The 19,686-nt window shown below is 69.8% G+C and carries 22 protein-coding genes and 1 tRNA gene; 15 read left to right on the forward strand and 8 right to left on the reverse strand.

Annotated elements, in window-relative coordinates; genetic code table 11:
* Nucleotides 1-102: 102 nt before the first annotated feature.
* Both VM681_09335 and VM681_09340 read right to left on the reverse strand, forming a co-directional pair.
* The gene (locus VM681_09335) at nucleotides 103-273 is read right to left on the reverse strand and encodes a hypothetical protein (GenBank protein HVL88187.1); all 171 of its coding nucleotides are present in this window, start codon (nucleotides 271-273) and stop codon (nucleotides 103-105) included.
* A gap of 78 nt (nucleotides 274-351) precedes the next feature.
* Nucleotides 352-1,014 (reverse strand): Lrp/AsnC family transcriptional regulator, encoded by a 663-nt coding sequence (locus VM681_09340; protein HVL88188.1) that lies wholly within the window; start codon nucleotides 1,012-1,014, stop codon nucleotides 352-354.
* Nucleotides 1,015-1,071: 57 nt separating this feature from the next.
* Between VM681_09340 and VM681_09345 the strand changes: the two genes are divergently transcribed.
* Nucleotides 1,072-1,605, forward strand: coding sequence for a GDSL-type esterase/lipase family protein (locus VM681_09345; protein ID HVL88189.1), 534 nt, complete (start codon nucleotides 1,072-1,074; stop codon nucleotides 1,603-1,605).
* A 185-nt stretch (nucleotides 1,606-1,790) separates the two neighbouring features.
* Here the strand turns inward: VM681_09345 and VM681_09350 are convergent.
* Nucleotides 1,791-1,873: transfer RNA gene (locus tag VM681_09350), tRNA-Ser, on the reverse strand.
* Between the two features lie 266 nt (nucleotides 1,874-2,139).
* On the opposite strand from VM681_09350, the gene VM681_09355 reads away from it, so the two are divergent.
* Nucleotides 2,140-3,711, forward strand: a complete 1,572-nt coding sequence (locus tag VM681_09355) for an amidohydrolase (protein ID HVL88190.1) — start codon at nucleotides 2,140-2,142, stop codon at nucleotides 3,709-3,711.
* On the opposite strand, the gene VM681_09360 is transcribed toward VM681_09355, so the two are convergent.
* Nucleotides 3,666-4,700 (reverse strand): S8 family serine peptidase, encoded by a 1,035-nt coding sequence (locus VM681_09360; protein HVL88191.1) that lies wholly within the window; start codon nucleotides 4,698-4,700, stop codon nucleotides 3,666-3,668. The two genes, VM681_09355 and VM681_09360, sit on opposite strands and share 46 nt — an antisense overlap.
* 61 nt (nucleotides 4,701-4,761) lie before the next feature.
* Here VM681_09360 and VM681_09365 point away from each other — a divergent pair, with 61 nt between their 5' ends.
* The 9 genes from VM681_09365 (at nucleotide 4,762) to VM681_09405 (ending at nucleotide 13,524) form a co-directional block, all read left to right on the forward strand.
* A complete protein-coding gene (locus VM681_09365; GenBank protein HVL88192.1) occupies nucleotides 4,762-5,841 on the forward strand; it encodes a DUF1611 domain-containing protein in 1,080 nt (359 codons plus the stop codon).
* An 8-nt stretch (nucleotides 5,842-5,849) separates the two neighbouring features.
* Nucleotides 5,850-6,869, forward strand: coding sequence for a dipeptide epimerase (locus tag VM681_09370; protein HVL88193.1), 1,020 nt, complete (start codon nucleotides 5,850-5,852; stop codon nucleotides 6,867-6,869).
* Nucleotides 6,870-6,972: 103 nt separating this feature from the next.
* Nucleotides 6,973-7,302 (forward strand): hypothetical protein, encoded by a 330-nt coding sequence (locus tag VM681_09375; protein ID HVL88194.1) that lies wholly within the window; start codon nucleotides 6,973-6,975, stop codon nucleotides 7,300-7,302.
* A gap of 3 nt (nucleotides 7,303-7,305) precedes the next feature.
* The gene (locus tag VM681_09380) at nucleotides 7,306-9,444 is read left to right on the forward strand and encodes a V-type ATP synthase subunit I (GenBank protein ID HVL88195.1); all 2,139 of its coding nucleotides are present in this window, start codon (nucleotides 7,306-7,308) and stop codon (nucleotides 9,442-9,444) included.
* Nucleotides 9,445-9,458: 14 nt separating this feature from the next.
* A complete protein-coding gene (locus VM681_09385; protein HVL88196.1) occupies nucleotides 9,459-9,791 on the forward strand; it encodes a V-type ATP synthase subunit K in 333 nt (110 codons plus the stop codon).
* Between the two features lie 26 nt (nucleotides 9,792-9,817).
* Nucleotides 9,818-10,366: a hypothetical protein gene (locus VM681_09390; GenBank protein ID HVL88197.1), complete on the forward strand. Its 549-nt coding sequence runs from the start codon at nucleotides 9,818-9,820 to the stop codon at nucleotides 10,364-10,366.
* 1 nt (nucleotide 10,367) lies between these two features.
* Nucleotides 10,368-11,438 carry an ATP synthase A1 subunit C gene (ahaC, locus tag VM681_09395; GenBank protein ID HVL88198.1) on the forward strand — a complete coding sequence of 357 codons (1,071 nt, stop codon included), beginning with the start codon at nucleotides 10,368-10,370 and terminating at the stop codon, nucleotides 11,436-11,438.
* Nucleotides 11,435-11,737: a V-type ATP synthase subunit F gene (locus tag VM681_09400; GenBank protein ID HVL88199.1), complete on the forward strand. Its 303-nt coding sequence runs from the start codon at nucleotides 11,435-11,437 to the stop codon at nucleotides 11,735-11,737. The genes ahaC and VM681_09400 overlap by 4 nt, the downstream gene beginning before the upstream one ends.
* Nucleotides 11,738-11,766: 29 nt before the next feature.
* Complete coding sequence (locus VM681_09405) at nucleotides 11,767-13,524, forward strand: ATP synthase subunit A (protein HVL88200.1); 1,758 nt, start codon at nucleotides 11,767-11,769, stop codon at nucleotides 13,522-13,524.
* A 57-nt stretch (nucleotides 13,525-13,581) separates the two neighbouring features.
* Here the strand turns inward: VM681_09405 and VM681_09410 are convergent, their stop codons facing one another.
* The 3 genes from VM681_09410 to VM681_09420 form a co-directional block, all read right to left on the reverse strand.
* On the reverse strand, nucleotides 13,582-13,947 hold the full coding sequence (locus tag VM681_09410; GenBank protein ID HVL88201.1) for a transcriptional regulator: 366 nt from the start codon (nucleotides 13,945-13,947) through the stop codon (nucleotides 13,582-13,584).
* Nucleotides 13,948-13,950: 3 nt separating this feature from the next.
* Complete coding sequence (locus VM681_09415) at nucleotides 13,951-14,664, reverse strand: hypothetical protein (GenBank protein ID HVL88202.1); 714 nt, start codon at nucleotides 14,662-14,664, stop codon at nucleotides 13,951-13,953.
* 263 nt (nucleotides 14,665-14,927) lie between these two features.
* Nucleotides 14,928-15,899 carry a hypothetical protein gene (locus VM681_09420; protein ID HVL88203.1) on the reverse strand — a complete coding sequence of 324 codons (972 nt, stop codon included), beginning with the start codon at nucleotides 15,897-15,899 and terminating at the stop codon, nucleotides 14,928-14,930.
* Nucleotides 15,900-16,050: 151 nt separating this feature from the next.
* Between VM681_09420 and VM681_09425 the strand changes: the two genes are divergently transcribed.
* Genes VM681_09425 through VM681_09440 form a run of 4 tightly spaced genes read left to right on the forward strand, consistent with a single transcriptional unit; the run spans nucleotide 16,051 to nucleotide 18,973 of the window.
* A complete protein-coding gene (locus VM681_09425; protein ID HVL88204.1) occupies nucleotides 16,051-16,920 on the forward strand; it encodes a carbon-nitrogen hydrolase in 870 nt (289 codons plus the stop codon).
* On the forward strand, nucleotides 16,910-17,974 hold the full coding sequence (locus VM681_09430) for an agmatine deiminase family protein (protein ID HVL88205.1): 1,065 nt from the start codon (nucleotides 16,910-16,912) through the stop codon (nucleotides 17,972-17,974). Before VM681_09425 ends, VM681_09430 begins: the two co-directional genes overlap by 11 nt.
* A 49-nt stretch (nucleotides 17,975-18,023) precedes the next feature.
* Complete coding sequence (locus VM681_09435) at nucleotides 18,024-18,302, forward strand: hypothetical protein (protein ID HVL88206.1); 279 nt, start codon at nucleotides 18,024-18,026, stop codon at nucleotides 18,300-18,302.
* Nucleotides 18,303-18,352: 50 nt separating this feature from the next.
* Nucleotides 18,353-18,973, forward strand: coding sequence for a helix-hairpin-helix domain-containing protein (locus VM681_09440; GenBank protein ID HVL88207.1), 621 nt, complete (start codon nucleotides 18,353-18,355; stop codon nucleotides 18,971-18,973).
* 1 nt (nucleotide 18,974) lies between these two features.
* Here the strand turns inward: VM681_09440 and VM681_09445 are convergent, their stop codons facing one another.
* Nucleotides 18,975-19,637, reverse strand: coding sequence for a translation initiation factor IF-6 (locus tag VM681_09445; protein ID HVL88208.1), 663 nt, complete (start codon nucleotides 19,635-19,637; stop codon nucleotides 18,975-18,977).
* Between the last annotated feature and the right edge of the window lie 49 nt (nucleotides 19,638-19,686).

Raw genomic sequence — 19,686 nt, forward strand, 5'->3', positions numbered from 1 at the left:
CCGAACCCCGCCGCCCCGGAAGACGTTTTCGGATTCAGGGCCCCCGCGGGCCCGGCTCCGGGCCAAACGGGTCGCGGGGATGGAAGGGCAGCCTCGGATCGCTCATGCCTTCTGGAGCTCCTGGATGCGCTCCTTCACGCCCTTGAGCTCGTTCTCCAGCTCCTTCGCGTAGTCGTTCAGCCACTCGAGCTTCTCGTCCCGGGAGAGGTACCGTCGTCCGCCGTATCCGGGCCCGCAGCAATTCGCGTACGTCATCGTTGCACTCCGCGGCACGTTTGCCGCAAGCAGGCGTATGTCCGGCCGCAGGCTTGCTGACGAAGCGGCGCGACGACCGGGTCACGCTTCGCCCGGTCACGCGGCAAACGTGCCGCGGTCCGAAAGCGTGGCAAGCCCGCGGGAGGGCCCCGCCGACACGCCGTAGAGGTCGGCCACGGCCGCCACGATGTGACGCGAAGCGGCAAACGCCTTCGTGGAGCCAAGCGGCCCCTCGGCCTCCACGGCAAACGAGCCGCCGGACATCCGGACGCGGACGGCCGACCCGTCCGGCTCGGCAAGCCACGTGAGCGTCGTCTCGCCGGGCCCCTCGGACTTGCCGTACCAGCGCAACCCGCGGAACCAACGGCCCGAAAGACGCTCCACGACCGCCTCGGAACTCACGTGCGGCGGAAGGAGCGCCTGGAGAATGGGAACGGAAGGCGCGGCAAGCCGAGGCGCGGAGACGGCCCCCATCGCAACGGCGACGCGGCAGCCGGCGTCCGTGAGCCGATACCCGTTCTCGTCGTGCGCCACGAGGCCGTCGTCCTGCAAGCGCTTGAGCGCCCGCGCCAAGGCCTGCTGGTGGACGTGGAGGCGGCGGCGCAATCCCTGGAAGGCGACCGTGGCCTCGCAATCCTGCGCAAGTTCGGAGAGGACGCGGGCGTCCCGCTCGTCGATCGACGGAACGGGGCCCGGCGAGGCCTCGCAATCGCAAGCCGGAAGGGCAGGAGCGGAGATCTCCCGCTCGGTCGTTGCCATCGCGGAAGACTATGTGAGCGCTCCGTATATGATGACTCACTTCGGGGAACGATAGCATTGGACCTGCGACCCGTCGTCGCCTTCGGCGACAGCCACACGGAAGGCATCGGAGCGATTCCCGAGCGCGCGTACCCCGCCGTGCTCGAACGGCTGCTTGGCGTGCCCGTCGAAAACGCGGGCTGGCGGGGCGAGACGGCCTTCGAAGCCCTCTCCCGCCTCCCGCAGGAGGTGCTCGATCGCGACCCGCGCCTCGTGCTCGTCGAGTTCGGCGGAAACGAAGCGCTGCGCGGGGAACCCGTCGAGCGCGCGCTTTCCGGCCTCGACGCCATCCTCGCGGAGCTCTCCTCCCGACGCGTCCCGACGATCCTCGTCGGCGTCACCATTCCTGAATACGGAAGCGCGTGGGACGACGGGCTGCGCGCGCTTGCGATCCGCCACGACGCGGAGCTTGTCCTCCACGCACTCGACGGCATCCTTGGCGACCCCGCGTGCACGAGCGACGACGAATGGCACCTGAACGCGAACGGCTACCGCAAGCTCGCGGAACGGCTGGCGCCGGTCGTCGAGAAGGCGCTCGAACGGGCGCGATGAATGATCATCGCAGTGCGATGAATGATCATCGCGTCCGCTTAATCTCGCATCGGCACCCGGCGCCGCCTTCGGCGGCGCCGACCGATGCTCGGGCTTCGGTGACTTCGCTCTGCGCGCGCCTGCGGCGCGCGCAGTCGCTCGTCACCTCGCCACGTTTTTCTCGGTCGCTTCGCTCCCTCGAAAAACGTGGGCGCGGGGATTTGAACCCCGGAGTCCATGAGACACAGGATTAGCAATCCTGCGCCCTACCAGGCTAGGCGACGCCCACAATCCAAAGCGGCGCTCGAATGCAGGCTCTCGCTATTAAAACAACGCGGTGGTCGGTTCCTCCTCGCGGTGACAGGGAATCCCTTAATGCCCGCCCGTTCAACGTCAGGCCAACGCTTGCGCTGCAAGCGCCAACGACACCAACAGCCCCGACCAAAAACGAGGCGGCGACCTCGTTGGCTCCCCCGGGCCGCACCCCGGGGGAGCGTCCCACTCCTTCCCGCGCGCAAGCGGCAGCCCTTTTTGCGCCCGCGCCGTTTGCCCCGCGTGCCCGCCTCGCTGCTGTTCCGCAACGGCACGATCCTCACCATGGACCCCGCCCGCCCGCGGGTCGAGGCCCTCGCCGTCGGCGGCGGGCGCATCCTCGCCGCAGGCTCGCTCACGGAGGCGCGCGCGTTCGCAGGTCCGGGCACGCGGGTCGTCGACCTTGGCCGACGCTGCCTGCTTCCGGCCTTCGTGGACGCCCACACGCATCTCACCCACTTTGGCCTCGACCTCTCGCGCCTGGACCTCTCGCAGGCCCGAAGCCTCCGCTCGGCGCTCGCCTCCCTGCGCGTCCGCGCCGCGCGCGCCAAGCCCGGCGCTTGGATCGTCGCACACTCGTTCGACGAGACGCGCTGGCCCGAGAACCGGCTTCCCACGCGCGCGGACCTCGACGCCGTCGCGCCCAACCGCAAGGTCCTTCTCCGCCGCGTGGACGGCCACAGCGCCGTCGTGAGCTCCGCCGCGCTCGTTCGGCTGGACCTGCGGGGGGTCGAAGGCGTCGAGCGCAAGGCGGGCGTCGCCACGGGCGTGCTGCGCGAGGACGCGGCGGACCGCGCGTACGAGGCCGCCCGGGCCACGCGCGAGGAGGTCGACGCGGGCTTGCGGAGGGGGGCGCGGCGGTTGCACGCGATGGGCGTGGCAAGCGTGGCCGAGACCTCCGAAGCGTGGGAGGCACGGGCGTATCGTCGCCACGCCCGCTCCGGGCGGCCGCTTGTTCGGGCGTACCTCAAGGCGCGCGAGTCGTTGCTCGACGAGGCGCTCGCCCGGGGCACCGCGGGCGACGCGTGGATCCGCTGGGGCGGCGTGAAACTGTACCTCGACGGGAGCTTTGGGTCGCACACGGCTGCGCTCTCGGAACCGTTTGCCGACGCGCCCGACGTGCGCGGGCTCCTCACGTACTCGGATGCGCGCTTGCGGTCGATCGCGCGGCGGGCGCACGCGGGCGGGCTGCAGCTTTGCATGCACGCGATCGGCGACCGCGCGATCGACCAGGCGTTGGCGGCCGCGGCCGACGCGCAGCGGTCGCGCGCCCGCGCCGACGCGCGTCATCGGATCGAGCATTTCCTTCTTCCCTCGCAGGACGCGATCGAGCGGGCGCGGCGCCTGGGCGTCGTGGCAAGCGTGCAGCCGAACTTTTTGGGCCGCTGGGGCGGCAAGGACGGGTTGTACGAGCGACGGCTGGGCGTGCGGCGCGCGTCGCGGTTGCTGCCGCTTCGCGACATGGCCGACGCGGGCGTGCGGATCGCCCTCGGGAGCGACGGCATGCCCTACGGTCCCCTGTTTGGCATCCATTCGGCCGTGAACGCGCGTTACCCCCGCCAACGGCTGACGGTCGACGAGGCGCTGCGGGCCTACACGGCCGACGCCGCTTGGGCGTGCCATGCGGAGGATCGCGTTGGAAGCCTTTCGCCGGGGAAGCTTGCGGACCTCGTCGTGCTCTCGCGCGATCCGCGTGAGGACCCGACCCGCATCGACCGGCTCTCCGCGGTCGCCACGTACCTCGACGGAAAGCTCGTGCACGGGGCCGTCTACCGCAGGCTGTCGAGCCAGCGGTCGGCGCGCAGCAGGCCGTAGCCGTACCGATCGTCGTGCGCAAGTCCCGACGCGCCGGCAAGCGGCCCGATCTTCTGCGCCGAGGCGGCAAGCGCGCTCTTCACGGCGCCGATGTGGCCGGCCCGGCTTCCCTCGCGCTTGAATTCGGGCTTGGCCTCGAGAAGGAGCGCAAGGGCGGCGGCCACGTACGGCGCGGCTTGGCTCGTGCCGTCGGCCGTCGCGTACTGCCCGCCGCGCCAGGGCCCGAGGATGCCCACGCCCGGCGCGACGATCTCGGGCTTGCGGTCGGGATTCTGCCGCGCGCCCACGAGGCCGCCCACCACGCCGCCGTTGTCGCCCCGCTGGCTGAACGACGCGATGCGAAGGTTCCGGTCCACGGCGCCCACGGCGATCACGTCCTTCACGCTCGCCGGGCTTGCGACGTCGCCGTTTCCGCCGCCCTCGCGGTTGCCCGCGGCCGCGACGACGAACACGCCCGCGCGCAGCGCGTCGGAGACGGCGTTCTCCGTTTCCGTCCCAAGGAGGAGGCCCTTGGCGCCGCCCAGGCTCATGAGGATGACGTGCGCGCCTTGCGTCTTGGCCGTCGTGACCGCGCGCGCGACCGTCGTGTCCGATCCCTCCCCGCCGGCCCGGATGGCCTTGATGACGAGGAGCTCGACGCCCGGCGCGGAGGGCGCAAGCTTCACGCCGCTTAGGATCTCGGCCCAGAGACCCGTCGCGCCGACGACGAGGCCCGCCACGTGCGTGCCGTGCCCGTTGTCGTCGTACGGCTTGCCCTGCCCGTTCACGAGATCGGCCCATCGGACGGTGCGGCCCGCAAACGCCGGATGATCGGGATCGATGCCCGTGTCGATGATGGCAAGCCGCACGCCCGCCCCCGTGAGCCCGCGTCCGGCGAGCGTGGAAAGGCCCGTGGCCTCGCGAGCCCACTCGGTCTGCGCCACGCAGCCGGCAAGCGAGGGGACGAGGAGGAGGGCGGCAAGGGCAAGGCCAAGCGGCTGCGCGCGCACGACAACGCGGAAGCGCCCGCGCGGGAAAACGTTTTTCATGCCACCCCCGGCTGCGGAGCCGATGCCCGGCGCGCTGCTTTTGGCCCACGACCGCTTCGACCCGCTGTGGGGGAAGACGGCCGTATGCATCCTCCGCTACAACCCCGGCCGCGCGGTGGCCGTCGTGGACCGCAGCAACGCCGGCCGCGACGCGGGCGAGGTCGTTGGCCCCGTCGGCCGCGGCGTGCCCGTCGTCGCGTCGGTCGAAGAGGGGCTGCGATTTGGCCCCGACGAGGTCGTGATCGGAATCGCGCCCGTGGGAGGCGCCCTCCCGGACGCCTGGCGGCCGGACCTCCGCGCGGCGCTCGACAACGGCCTCGGCGTCGTCTCGGGCCTTCACACCTTCCTCGCCGACGACCCCGAGCTGTCCGCGCTTGCGCAAAAGAGCGGCGCAAGCATCGTGGACGTCCGCCGGCCGCCAGCCGAGAAGCGCATCCTCGACGGCTCGGGGCGCCGGGTCCGCGCGCCCGTCGTCCTCACGGTCGGCACGGATTGCTCCTCCGGCAAGATGACGACCGCCGTGGAGATCGTGCGCGCCGCCCGCGCGCGGGGCCTTCGGGCCGCGTTTGCCGCGACGGGGCAGACGGGGATCATGATCGGCGCCGACGCGGGCGTCGCCGTCGACGCCGTCGTCTCCGACTTCGTGGCGGGCGCGACCGAGCGCCTCGTGCTCGAATGCGCCCGCTCCGACCCCGACCTCATCGTGGTCGAGGGTCAAGGCACGCTCACGCATCCCGCCTACGCGGGCGTCACGGCAAGCCTTCTGTTCGGGGCCTGCCCCGACCTCCTCGTGCTCTGCCACGACGCGCGACGCAAGGAGATGAAGGGCTTTGGCGCAAAGCTCCGCTCGCCGCGCGAGGAGATCGCCCTCAACGAGACGCTCCTGTCCGGTTGGACGCGCGGGAAGGCGTGCGCCGTCTCGCTCATGACGCTTGGTCTCTCCGAGCGCGCGGCCAAGGACGCCGTCGCCCGCGTGCGCCGCCAGACCCGGCTGCCCACGACCGATCCCGTGCGCTCTGGCCCAAAGCCGCTGCTCGACGCGGTGCTCGCGCGCGCCGGAAAGATCCCCGGCAAGCGCGCCCTCCGGAGGCTGAAGCGCTGAAGCTCTCCGTGGGCGTCGTCGACCTTCGGCTCTCCCGCCCGTTTGTCATCAGCGCCGGCGCCGCCACGACGGAAAGGACGCTCGTCGTGGAGCTCTCGCACGACGGCCTCGTCGGCCTTGGCGAGGCCTCGCCGAGCGCGCGCGTGTGCGGAGAGACGCTCGACGACGCGTCGCGCTTCCTCGACGGCGTAGCGGCGCGAATTGCGCGCGGCGAGCTTTCGGACCCCGTCGCGCTTCTCTCCTGGGTCGACAAGCAAACGGGCACGCCCGCCGCGCGGTGCGCGGTCGAAACGGCCGTCGCCGACCTTCTGGGCAAGCAGCGGAAGAAGAGCGTGGCGCAGCTTCTCAACCTGCAACCGGCGCGGCTTCCCACGAGCGCCACCGTGAGCCTGGGATTGCCCGAGGCCATGGCCAAGCAGTCCGTCGAGTACGTCGAGCGGGGTTTTAGGGTCCTAAAAGTGAAGGTGGGCGAGGCCGCGCGCGACGTCGAGCGGGTGGCGGCGATCCGCGACGCATGCCCGGAGGCGGCGATCCGTTGCGACGCCAACGGGGGCTGGAGCGAGGCGGAGGCCGTCCGCGTGACCTCGGCCTTGGAAAAGCTCGAGATCGAGCTTCTGGAGCAGCCGCTTGCGCGCGGCAGCGAGGCGGCGATCCGAAGGCTTGCGGGCTGGACGGACGTCCCGATCTTCCTCGACGAGAGCGTGCTCTCGTTCGCGGACGCGCAGCAAGCGGTGGCGGACCGCGTGGCCGACGGCATCAACGTGAAGCTCATGAAGACCGGCGGCCTGCACGAGGCCCTGCGCATCGCGCGGCACGCCCGCGCGCACGACTGGCCGCTCATGATCGGCTGCATGATCGAGACGTCCGTTGGCATCACGGCCGCAAGCCATCTTTTGGCCGCCTTCGACCACGCGGACCTCGACGGCGCGTTCCTCACGGCGAACGATCCGTTCGAGGGGGCGACCCTCCGCGACGGATTTGTCGCGCCACCGCCGGGGCCGGGTCTTGGCGTGCGGCCGAAACCGTGAACGGGCCGCGGCGAAACCGTCGCGCGGCGCGCGGATTTCGCGCGCTCTGGCCGGCCCCCCGACACCTATTAATAGTGCAACCCGATTCCCCGCCCGAAGTTCCATGGACGCCAAGGTGGAGGCGCTCCGTCGCGTCAAGCAGGCCGAGGAGGAGGCCCGGCGCATCCGCGAGGAAGCCTCTCGCAACGCCGAGACGATCGTCCGCGAGGCCCAGCTTTCGGCCGCCCGCGTCCTCGAGGAGGCCCGGACCGCCGCCGACGCCGAGCACCGCACGGGCCTCGCGCGCGCCAAGGACGAGCTTTCCCGCGAGCGCGAAGCGGCCCTCCAAAAGGGCCGCCGCGAGGCCGACGCCATCCTTGCGCGCCGCAACTCCAAGTCCTTCGAGAAGGCCGCCGAGCTCCTCCTTTCGCGGTTCGAGCAGAGGGTGGCCTAGCGCATGAAACCCGCGCGCATGGCCCGACTCCTCGTCGTCGCGCCGCGCGCGCGCCTTCGCACCGTCGTCGACACGCTCTACGGGCTCGAGCTTGCCCATCTCGTCGAGCACGTCGAGAGCGACGACCCCGAGTTCTCCGAGTTCAAGCTCGGCCGGCCGCTTCCGGAGGGAAGCGGCGCAAGCGAGCGCCTCGTCAAGCTGCGCGGCCTCCACCGGCACCTCGGCCTTGCCGCCGAGGAGGCCACGGCCGCGCCGGGCGCGCCGCGCGTCCCCGCGTCCGACATCCGCCGCAAGCTCGATCAGGCCATCGCGCAGATGGAGCTCGACGTCGCCTCGGCAGCCGAGGGCCGCAACCGCATCCAGCAGGAGCTCTCCGACCTGCAGAAGCGCCGCGAGCCCCTCGCGCCGCTTGTTCCCCTTTCGCTGTCGCTTGACGACTACCGAGGCTACGAGAGCCTGGCCGTGATCGTCGGCTCCTGCGAAGCCGATCCCCGCAAGATCGAGGGCGACCTCTCGCTTGCGACCTCCGGCGAGCACGAGATGTTCGAGGCGCCCCCCGTCTACGCGATCTTCGTGCCCCGCCGCCTGCTCGCGCCCACCCAAGAGGCCCTGCGCGCGCTCGGCTTCAAGGAGCAGGAGCTCCCCGAGGGGCAGGGCAGTCCCGCCGACGAGCTTGCGCGCGTCGAGCGCTTCGAGGCCGAGCTTAAGGCGAAGCTCGAGCGCGCCGAGGGCGAGCTCGCCCGCCTCCGCGAGCAGCACCGGCAGTTCCTCGTCGCCGCCGAGGAGGACCTCACGATCGAGGTCGAGAAGTCCGAGGCGCCGATCTCCTTTGCCACAAGCGAGCACGCCTTCGTGGCCGAAGCGTGGGTCCCCGCCTCCGACGTTGCGAAGGTCCGCTTGGCGCTCGAGCGGGCCAGCGGCGGCGACGTGCACGTGGACGTGCTCGCCCACGCGGTCGCCCACGCCGACGCTCACCACGGCGGCGCCCACGCCGCGCCCCAGGCCGAGCCGCCGACGAAGTACGAGAACGCGCGGGCCTTCCGGCCCTTCCAGTTCTTCACCGATCTCGTGAGCACGCCGAAGTACGACGAGATCGACCCCACGCCCGTGCTCGCCCTCATCCTGCCGCTGTTCCTTGGCTTCATGATCGGCGACTTCGGGTACGGCATCCTCATGGTCCTCATCGGCGTCCTGCTCGTGCGCCGCCTGGGCCACCTCCAGGGCGTCCGCGAGCTTGGCATCGCCGTTGCGCTTGCGGGCATCGTGGCCGGCGTGCTGGGCGCCGTCGTGTTCGCCGAGGCCTTTGGCATCCACTTCTTCATCCCCAACTACGAGTACGAGCACATCAAGCACGTCCTCGAGGACAAGCACGCGGCCATCACCGCCGCCAGCGTGTGCTCCACGCTCTACCACGAGGGCGCCGTCTCGTGGGGATGCCTCTTGGGCATGGATCTCCACGCCGATCCGATGCTCTCGAAGCTCACGCAGGTCACCGACCTTCTCGTGCTCTCGGTCCTCGCGGCCTTCGTCCACATGGGTCTGGGCCTCGTCTTTGGCATGGTCAACGCCTGGGGCCACTCGAAGCGACACGTGCTCGCCAAGTTCGGCTGGCTTGCGCTCATGATCGGCTTCTTCGTGCAGATCCTCTACATGGCCGGCTACGAGGGCGGCAACCGCGTCGCGCTTGGCGCCTGGAACGTGCTGGGCGTGCCGGAGGCCACGATCGCCGTGGCCGGCGTGGGCTTCCACGTTGCGCTTTTGGCCGCGCTTGTTCTCGGCGCGATTCTCCTGGCCGTGGGCGAAGGGCCCATCACCGTGCTCGAGCTTCCCGCCATGCTCTCGAACCTCCTCTCCTACACGCGTCTTGCGGGCCTTGCCGTCGCCAAGGCGGCCATGGCCGCGGCCTTCACGAGCCTCACGCTCGTGGCGATGGTCCTCGACGGCACCGATCTCCTGTTCCTCGTGATCGGGCTCGTGCTGTTCGTGATCACGCAGCTCTTCGTGTTCGTGCTCGGCGTCTTCTCGAGCGGCATCCAGGCGATCCGTCTCAACTACGTCGAGTTCTTCAACAAGTTCTACACGGGCGGAGGCAAGCCCTTCGCGCCGTTTGGAAAGCGACGAATCCACACGATCGAAACGTAAGGAAAAGGATACCCATGAGCGGCAACAACGTCGTCAAGATCGGGATCGGGATGCTGGCGGTCCTCGCCCTTGCGGGCACCGCGGCGGCGCAGGAAACCGGATCGGACCGCGGAGCCCTTGCCGAGGGCGCCGGCCTGATGGTCATCGGCGCGGGCCTTGCCCTTGGCCTTGCCGCCATCGGCACGGGCATCGCCCAGTACGGCATCGGCGCGGCCGTCGTCGGCGCCGTGGCGGAAGACCCGGCGTTCCTTGGTCGCGGCTTCATCCTGCTCGCCTTCGTCGAGACGATCCTCATCTTCGGTTTCGTCGGCCTCATCCTGCTCTCCGGCAGGATCCCGACGCTCTGAAGCGGAAACGAACCCCAGGTGGAACCATGGCCCTCGAGAACGTGGTCGACGGGATCCGGGCGCAGGCCCGCAGCGAAGCCGACGCCCAGGCGGCAAAGGCCCGCGCGGAGGCGGAAGCGCTCCTTGCTGCCGCGCGCGAGAAGGCGGCCAAATTCCGCGAGCAGCGCTCGCGCGAGCTTGCCGACGAGATCGTCCGCGTCTCGCGCCGCGAGCGGGCGGCCGCCGAGCTCGAATCCCGCCGGCTCAAGCTCGAGGCCGAGAAGGCCCTGCTTGCCGCCCTGCGCGCGGCCGCGGAGACCCGCCTTCGAGAGCTTCCGCCCGAGGTCCGCGCACGCCACGTGAAGCAGCTTGCCGCGCGCGCGGGCATCCCCGGCGGCCGCCTCGTCGTGTCCGAGAAGGACCGCGCGGCCGCCGAGAAGCTCGGGGGCCCCGTGACCACGGGCGCCTTCCTCGGCGGCGTCGTCGTGGACGCGCCCGACGGATCCACCCGCGAGGACCTGCGCTACGAGTCGCTCCTCGACGAGATCTGGCAGGCGAACCTGAAGGACGTCGTGTCGGTGCTGCTGGAGAAGTGACATGGCCAAGCTGACGTTGGCGTCGTTGTCCTCCCGCCTGTTCTCGGGCAACTACCCCTACGTCACGGCGCGCGTCCGCGCCAAGAAGCCAAAGCTCCTCCCGAAGGAGCAATACCAGCGCCTGGCGACGATGAGCCCGCCCGAGATCGCGCGCTCGCTGCAGGAAGGCACGTACCGCAAGGAGATCGACGAGCTCGCCCAGCGGTACACGGGCGCCCGGCTCGTGGAGATGGCCACGCGCCTCAACCTCGCCCGCACCTACACCGAGGTGCGAGGCTTCGCGCGCGGCGAGGTCGAGACGGTCGTGACGCTCATCCTCCAGCGCTACGACGTCTACAACGTGAAGACGATCCTGCGCGGGAAGTTCGCGAACGTGCCCCCCGAGGAGGTCCAAGACCAGCTCGTCCCCGCCGGCGCGCTGTCGGCCGACGACCTTGCGGGCCTGCTTCGGCTGGGCAGCATGGAAGAGGTCGTGGAGCGCCTGCAAGCGACGCCGTACGGGGACATCCTCAAGGAGAGCCTGGCGCGCGGCGTGCAGAGCCTCACGGACCTCGAAAACGCGCTCGACAAGCGCTACTACGCGCAGCTCCTCCACGCCGTCGAACCCGGAAACGAGCCCAACCGCGCGTTCCTCAAGTGGGTCCGCTTCGAGATCGACGCGCTCAACCTCAAGACGGCGCTTCGCCTGCGGGCCGACCGCATCGAGGAGCTTGGCGACCTCCACGTCCCGGGCGGCTCCGAAACGCCGGAGGAGCGCGTCAAGCGCTGGCTTCGCGCAAGCCCCGACGAGCTCCAGAGCGACGTCGCGAGCCTTCCGTTCGGCAAGGGCGCCCTGGCCGAGAAGCTCCGAGGCTTTGTCGAGCGCGGCGAACTCTCCGGCGTCGTGGCCGCGCTCGACAAGCAGCTCATCCTCTCGGCGCAGAGCTTCAGCCACCGCTACCCGCTGTCGGTGCTTCCCGTCGTCGACTACGTGCTTCGAAAGAAGGTCGAGGTGGACAATCTGCGCGTGCTTGCGCTTGGCAAGGCCGCGGGCCTTCCCGAGGCCACGCTCAAGGAGCTCCTGATCGTATGAAGGAAATCGCCGTGCTGGGTCCCGAAGAGTTCGTCGTGGGCTTCCGCTTGGCGGGCGTGTCCCGCACGACCACGACGGACGAGGGCGCCTTCGCCGCCGACCTCGAGAAGCAGCTTGCGGCCGGCAACGTCGGGATCCTCGTCGTTCCCGGCGAGTGGGCGGCCAAGGCCCCCGCGAGCCTGCGCCGCCGGCTCGTCGAGTCGATCGACCCCGTCGTGATCCAGCTTGGCGGCGAGGCGGGAACCGACGACCTGCGCGAGAAGGTCAAGCGCGCCATCGGCATCGATCTCTACAAATGACGGAATTGCAGCTCACCAGGTGAACCACAATGGCAACCGCGCAACTTGCAACGGAGAAGGGCGTCGTCTACCGCGTGGCCGGTCCGGTCGTCACGGCCTCGGGCCTCCGCTCGCGCATGTACGACGTCGTGTTCGTCGGCAAGGAGGAGCTCATGGGCGAGGTCATCGAGATCGCCGGCGACAAGACGGTCGTCCAGGTCTACGAGGACACCTCCGGCATCCGCCCCGGCGAGCCCGTGCGCGAGACCGGCCAGCCGCTCGTGGTCGAGCTTGGCCCCGGACTTCTAACCTCCATCTACGACGGCATCCAGCGCCCGCTTGTCGTCCTCAAGGACAAGATGGGCGACTTCATCAGCCGCGGCGTGCTCGCGCCCGGCCTCGACCGCGCGAAGAAGTGGGACTTCACGCCCACGGTCAAGCGCGGCGACACGGTGGGCCCCGGCCAGAAGATCGGCACCGTGCAGGAGACGCCCACGATCCTCCACCACATCATGGTGCCGCCCAACGCCAAAGGCGGCAAGGTGGCCGAGATCAAGTCCGGCTCGTTCACGGTCGAGGACGTGATTGGCAAGCTCGACGACGGCACGGAGCTTCGCCTCATGCAGAAGTGGCCCGTCCGCCAGTCGCGCCCCGTCAAGGAGAAGCTTCGCCCCGACATCCCGCTTGTGACGGGCACGCGCATCCTCGACGGCCTGTTCCCCGTCGCCAAGGGCGGCACGGCGGCGATTCCCGGTCCCTTCGGCTCGGGCAAGACGGTCACGCAGCAGACGCTTGCCAAGTGGTCGGACGCCGAGATCGTCGTCTACATCGGCTGCGGCGAGCGCGGCAACGAGATGACCGAGGTCCTGACCGAGTTCCCCGAGCTCAAGGACCCCAAGACCGGCGGTCCCCTCATGAACCGCACCGTGCTCATCGCCAACACGAGCAACATGCCCGTCGCGGCGCGCGAGGCGTCCGTGTACACGGGCATCGCCATCGCGGAGTACTACCGCGACATGGGCTACGACGTCTCCCTCATGGCCGACTCCACCTCCCGGTGGGCCGAGGCCATGCGCGAGATCTCCTCGCGCCTCGAGGAGATGCCCGGCGAGGAAGGCTACCCCGCCTACCTCGCGGCCAAGCTCGCCGAGTTCTACGAGCGCGCCGGCCGCGCCGTCACGCTCTCGGGCGAGACGGGATCCGTCACGGCCATCGGCGCCGTCTCGCCGCCCGGCGGCGACTTCTCCGAGCCCGTCACGCAGAACACGCTTCGCATCGTGAAGGTCTTCTGGGCCCTTGACGCCAAGCTCGCCCAGCGCCGGCACTTCCCGAGCATCAACTGGCTCAACTCGTACTCCCTCTACCAGGACCTCCTGCAGGACTGGTACAGGAAGAACGTGGCCGAGGACTGGAGCCAGATCCGCAACTGGACCATGGACACGCTGCAGACCGAGGCCGAGCTTCAGGACATCGTGCAGCTCGTGGGCTCGGACGCGCTTCCCGACGAGCAGCAGGTCACGCTCGAGGTCGCGCGCATGCTGCGCGAGATCTTCCTCCAGCAGAACGCCTTCCACCCGATCGACACGTTTGCGCCCCTTGCCCGCCAGTACAAGATCCTCACGGCCATCAAGAAGTTCGACACGCTTGCCCGCGCGGCGCTTGCCCGCGGCGTGCCGGTGAAGGCCATCCAGGGAATCAAGGCCAAGGCCGAACTCTCGAAGGCCCGCTTCGAAGCGAACTTCGACGAGCTGTACGTGAAGATCGTGCAGCAGATGGACCAAGAGTTCGCCGGGCTCGAGAAGGCGTAGGTGCTGGCCGCCCAGACGCGTCGCTCCAGGCTTCCACTTTGGCCCCGGCGGCCGGCGCTAGAGTTCCCACGCTTCGCCGGCCCTCACAAGAGGCTCGTCCTCCCCGCCGCTTGCGACCTGCGGCGCCTCCTCAAGGCCGACGCTCTCGACGAGGGCCTTCAGCGAAGCAAGGTAGGCGTGGAACGCCTCGATTCCCCGCGGCGTGATCCGAAACCGCACCTCAAACGAAAGGTCCGCCAACACGCGCGAACTCTCCAGAAAGCCCGCTTCCTCCAGCTTGGCCGCATGGCTCGCGAGGTTTCCGCTCGTTAGCCCAAGTCCCCTCTGAAGGACCACGAACGAAGCCTGACGATTCCGGTACAACGCCGCAAGGATGCGCAGACGTTGCGGCTGATGGATCACAGGATCGATCGCTGGGAGCACGCGCTACCCCCGCAGCGCCTGCCAGAGGCCGGCCACAATGGGAACGCCGCCTGTGACGACCGACCCCGCCAGCAACAAGTTCGTAAGCCGAACGAAAACGTCCGACGGATCGCCCGCGATCCCCGGCAAGGCGTACGTGACCCCGAGCGCAGCCACAAACATGGCCACGCCGATGATCATCGTTACCCTGCGGCCAAGCGCCGTTGCGCCATGCAAATTGAGAAGGCCCAACGCATACCAGGCCAGCCCCAAACCTGCGAAGATCGCGCCCGGGCTTCGGGCCGGCGGCAGGAGCCAGGCCATGATGCCCACGCCGGCGAGCACGAAAAATGCGAAGAGGCAAACCGCAAGGGCGCGCTGCCAAAAGACGCGGCCGAGCGGCTGGACAAGCGCCGCGACGCGCCAAAGGACGTGCGTCACCGCCAGGCCCAGCAGAATCCACAGGACCGCAAGCAGATACATTTCCAGGCCCGGCTCGTACGTCCGCACGATCGTTTGTGTCCCCGACGGAATCGGGGATGAGAGGTCGACAAGCGCGCGGATCGAGGCCTGCTGGAACATGGCAAGAAAACTCAGCAGGAAGCCGAGCGTGACGATGCCCCAGGCCATCCACGTAAGGCCTTCGGTGCGCCTGCGAAACGGCTCCTCGAAGCGTGTCGCCGCATCGATGATGTCGATCGCCCGGCCAACCGACAGCGCATTTGGACCTTGCGTCACGTGCATCGCCTCCGGATTCCTCGTTCCCTTCAAAGAACCGCCGGTTCGGCGGGGCGGTACGCGGGGCGCGCGCAACGGAAGCAAAGGCTTGATACGACCAAGCCCTCAAGCCGGAGCCGGGGACACAAGCCGATCGTTCCCGCGCACTTGCAGCACCGCACCGGGACTTGCTCGCTCATGCGTCAACGTAGGCGCACCTGGATCATAGCGAGCCCCGCCTTTTTGGCCCGCAAAGACGGTTTGCGGCGCAAAGAACCGAAACTCTAGGAGATCGTCAGCATCGCCTGGTACGTCGCCGAGACGCCCGAGCCCAACGGCGCGGACGAGGACAACCGCACCGAAAGCTCGTACGCTCCCGGCGCCCGCAGGTCGTAGCGCGCGTAGGTCACGCGGCCCGAGGCTTGCGAGGTCGTCGGAGCGATCTCGGAGCCGCCAAGCAGGATCGAGAACTGCGCGGAGTCGGTCGGAAGCGATCCGCCGTACTGGAACGAGACCTCAAGCGTGCGGTCGCCGGGGCCCACCTCGAAGGAATGGCTGTCCCGCGGCCGCACCGCGTCCACCGTTCCCTGGAACTGCAGCACGCGCGCCTGCGGCGGCGGGGGATCGATGGGCGGGATCGTGAAGTTGCGGTCGCCCGTCACGCGATTGAGCACGTCGCCTGCGCGCGCGCCCAGCGTCGCGATCGCAAACCGCCCGCGCTCGCGGCTCTCCGCGTGCACGGACCACACGGGGTCCGACGCGGCGTCGGGCATGGCAAGCACCAGGAACATCCGCGCGTCGGCGGCCTCCACGATCGTCTGGAACTCGGCGTCCGCGCGCGCGATCTCGACGGCGCGCGTGCTGTCGACCTCCCAGCGGGCGAGGGGGACCTTGGGCATCTGGGGACCCGGCCCGTAGTCGGATCCGGCCGCAAGGACGGTGCCGTTGCGGAACGCCATCGTCACGAACGTCGCGTTGGCGCCGGCGCTGTACCAGAGGACCTGCCAGGCCGTCGCGCGCCCGTCGCCCACGTTTGGGTCCTCCTCCATGCGCACGGAGAAGCCGGGCATCTCGAAGAGATCGCCGCGCATCTCGGCGCCGGCAAGCGCGACCGGCTGCGCGTCGCCCTGCCATTCGCGCGCTCGCGACTCGCTTCGGGCCACGGCGTCCTTGGCGGTGATCCCCGCGTCGGAGCCGCCCAGGCAACCGGCGACGAAGGATCCGACGAAGAGCAAGGCGACGAGGGCGTGGCGCATGCGGCGGCAATCGTGCGGGCGACCGTGAAGCTTTCCACCGGACGCGCGATGTATACGTACGTATACATCCGTATGCGTCGGACGTGCGGGGCGCCCGCCGCGCGGACGTTTGCTGCGGAACGCTTATGCCGGCGCGTTCGTTCGAGTCGCGATGAGCCCGACCGTGCGCGTGGCCCTGCTCCAGACGCACGCAAGCGCGGACCCCGAGGACAACCTTCGCCGCACGCTTGCGCTTGCGCGCGAGGCGGCCGCCCGCGGCGCGAAGATCGTCTGTCTGCAGGAGCTGTACCGGACGGAGTACTTCCCGCGCGAGGAGAGCCAGGCGAACTTCCGACTCGCCGAGACGATCCCGGGGCCCAGCACGGAGGCTTTCTCCGCCCTGGCGCGCGAGACGGGCGTCGTGCTCGTCGTCCCGATCTTCGAGAAGCGCGCGGCCGGGCTTTACCACAACAGCCTCGCCGTGATCGACGCCGACGGGCGCCTCGTTGGCGTCTACCGCAAGATGCACATCCCCGACGACCCGTGCTTCTTCGAGAAGTTCTACTTCGCGCCCGGCGACACGGGCTTTTGCGCCTTCGACACGCGGTACGGCCGCGTGGCGGCGCTCATCTGCTGGGATCAGTGGTACCCCGAGGGCGCGCGGCTGGCGGCGCTTGCGGGCGCGCAGTTCCTCTTCTATCCGACCGCGATCGGTTACCACCCCAACGACGCGGGCGTGGCGCACGTGCAGCGCGACGCGTGGGAGACGATCCAGCGCTCGCACGCGATCGCAAACGGCGTCTTCGTGGGCGCGGCCAACCGCGTGGGGCGCGAGGACGAGGTCGTCTTCTGGGGCGCCTCCTTCGTGGCGGGCCCCTTTGGCGAGGTGCTCGCGCGCGCCTCGCAGGACAAGGAGGAGATCCTGCTTGCCGATTGCGATCTTTCGCAGATCGAGAGCGCGCGTCACGGTTGGCCCTTCCTGCGCGACCGGCGCATCGACGCCTACGACGGCCTGACGAAGAGGTTCCTCGATGCGGCCTAGCGAAGCGCGCAAGGCAAGCCCTCCGGGTCCCACGCCCCGCGAGCTTGGCTACGCCATGCCTGCCGAGTGGGCGCCGCAGGAGACCGTTTGGCTCGCGTGGCCGCACGATCCGCTCACCTTCCCCGGCCGCATCCCGCAGGTGGAGACGATCTACCACCAGGCCATCCGCGCGCTCACGCGAAACGGCCGCGTGGACCTTCTCGTGAGCAACGCCGACGAGCGGCAGCGCGTGGAGGCGTGGGCGTCTCGCGAGGGCGTGGGGAACCTCCGGCTGCACGACGTCCCGGTGGCCGACGTGTGGATCCGCGACTACGGCCCCACGTTCGTGAGGGGTCCGCGCGGCGTGGCCATGGTCGACTGGCTGTTCAACGCGTGGGGCGACAAGTACCCGACGCTTCGGCCCGACGGCGTGGTTCCTCGGCTCCTTGCGCCCAAGCTTGGGGTCCCCCGCTTCGAGCCGCAGGTCGTCATGGAGGGCGGAAGCTTCGACGTGAACGGCGAGGGCGCCGTGCTCACGACCGAGCAGTGCCTTCTCCACGAGAACCGCAACCCGCACCTCTCGCGCGAGCGCATCGAAGGCGTGCTGCGCGACTTCCTTGGCGCGGAGACGGTCCTTTGGCTGGGCGAGGGCGTCGTGGGGGACGACACGGACGGGCACGTGGACGACGTCGCCCGCTTCGTCGCGCCCGACACCGTGCTCGCTTGCATGGAAGAGGACCCGCACCATCCCAACCACGCGATCCTCGCCGAGAACGGGAAGCGACTTTCGTCCATGCGCGATCCGCGCGGGCGCCCGTTCAAGCTCGTTCCGCTTCCCATGCCCGGAGACGTGCTCGACGACGAGGGCGAGCCGCTGCCGGCAAGCTACGCGAACTTCCTTGTCGCAAACGGCGTCGTGCTGCTGCCCGTGTTCGGGCACGCCAACGACGAGCGCGCCGTCCGCACGCTCGAAGCCTGCTTCCCGGACCGCGCCGTCGTCCCCCTGCGGTGCGAGGACATGGTCCACGGCATGGGCACGCTGCATTGCGCAAGCCAACAGCAGCCCGCCGCGTGACCGGTGCAAACCGAAACGCACAAAGCCCCGGCCGAAGCCTTTTCCCTTGATGCCCGAGTTCGAGACGCTCGAGTCCAACAAGATCGACTTCAAGGACGGCGGCGAGTTCCTCGAACTCTCCATCAATGTCGTGCGCGACGGCAAGCGCGAGACGCGCTACCTTCGGCTGGCGCGCGGGTACTACGACAAGGAGGGCCAGCCCAAGTACAAGAAGGGCGGCGTGACGCTCCCGCGCGACCCCGAGGCGCTCGCCAAGCTGGGCGAGGCCCTGAAGGCCGTGGACCTGTCCAAGCTTGGGGCCCCGGCCGGCGGCGCGGAGCCCGAATAGGCGGCCGTCCCACCGAAATTGCTTTGCGTGCGGCGCCGGATGTGCGCCCGATGGACCTCGAGCGCATCAAGGGACTGGGACCCAAGTTCGCGGCGGCGCTTCGCGATCAGGGCGTCCGCGGCCTGGAAGAGCTTCGCGACGTGGACGTGGCCCGCGTCTCGGCCGCAACGGGCATCTCCGAGGCCGTGCTCGCCGAGTGGCAGCGGGAGGCGACCCTCCTCCTGTCCCGGTCGGTGGACGCGGCCGCCGGCGCGATCGAGTCGGCAAGCGCGATTGCCTCCCGCATGATGGACGAGAGCGAGCGCACGCTTGCGGACGTCACGCACGCGGCCGACGACGCCACGCGCGAGCTTCGCGTCGTGCTCCAGGATCGAGCCAGAGGAGCGCTCGTGCGCGTGGGCGCCACGCGGGTCCTCGACGACCTGCCCGTGTACGTCGCCAAGCTGCAGGAGAAGGAGGAGGAGATCCTCCGGCGCGTCCAGCACGACGTGGTCGTGCTCCGCGAGAAGGCCGATACGGCCCTCGTCCGCGTGGAGGGCGTCGTCCACGAGAACGTTCCCGTCTTCCGGAAGGCCCTCGAGCGCGGCGCGGAGGAGGTCCGCGTGGCCGTCGACGAGGCGCGCGAGGGCGGACCGGCGACGCTGCTTCGCCGGTGGCTCAAGAAAGCCTGACTCAAAGGTAGCCGAGGGCGTCCTCGAGGCGGTTCATCTCGGGCCCCGTCGTGAGCTTGCCGATCGCCGCCCCGTGCGAGTTCGCCACGACGCCGGCGCCGATGAACGGCATGCCGTGGTTGATCGTGCCGATCTCCACCGGCACCTTGAGCGTCTCCTCGACCACGACGATCTCCTCCTCGGAGATCTTGGGGTGGCAGAGCACGCCCTTGTTCGTGGCGGCGGCGGCGCTGCCGACCGTCTTGTGGCCGGCGATCGTGCCGCGCGCGACGGGCACGCCAAGGGCCCGCTCGATCTCGCGCACCGACGCGTCGTCGAGGTCCGCGTTGACAAGCGCGCCGCGGTCGTTGGCAAGCACGTTGTTGCCGGCGGCGTTCCACGTCCCGCCCAGAAGCGCCACCTCGAGGCCGGCGCGTCGGAGCTTGGCGATCTCCTCCTGCTCGGCGAAGTCGGCCACGACGGCGCCTCGACGGTTGAGCGCGACGCAGGCGCCGACGATCGTGGCGCCCCCGACGAGGATGGGCACGGGCGCGGTGGCGAGCGATTCCGCGATGCGCCGCACGGCGGACGGCTCCGTGGGGGTCGGAACGAGCACGAGCGCGTCGGACGCCTTGGCAAAGACGCCGACGTGCGGGCTGCCCGCGAGCTCGAGCGTGAAGAGCATGGGGCCCTGGCCCTAGCCCTTCGTCTTCTCGGGCTCTTGCGCGGCGGGG

It is taken from the genome of Candidatus Thermoplasmatota archaeon, from assembly GCA_035541015.1.
Classification (GTDB): Archaea; Thermoplasmatota; SW-10-69-26; order JACQPN01; family JAIVGT01; genus DATLFM01.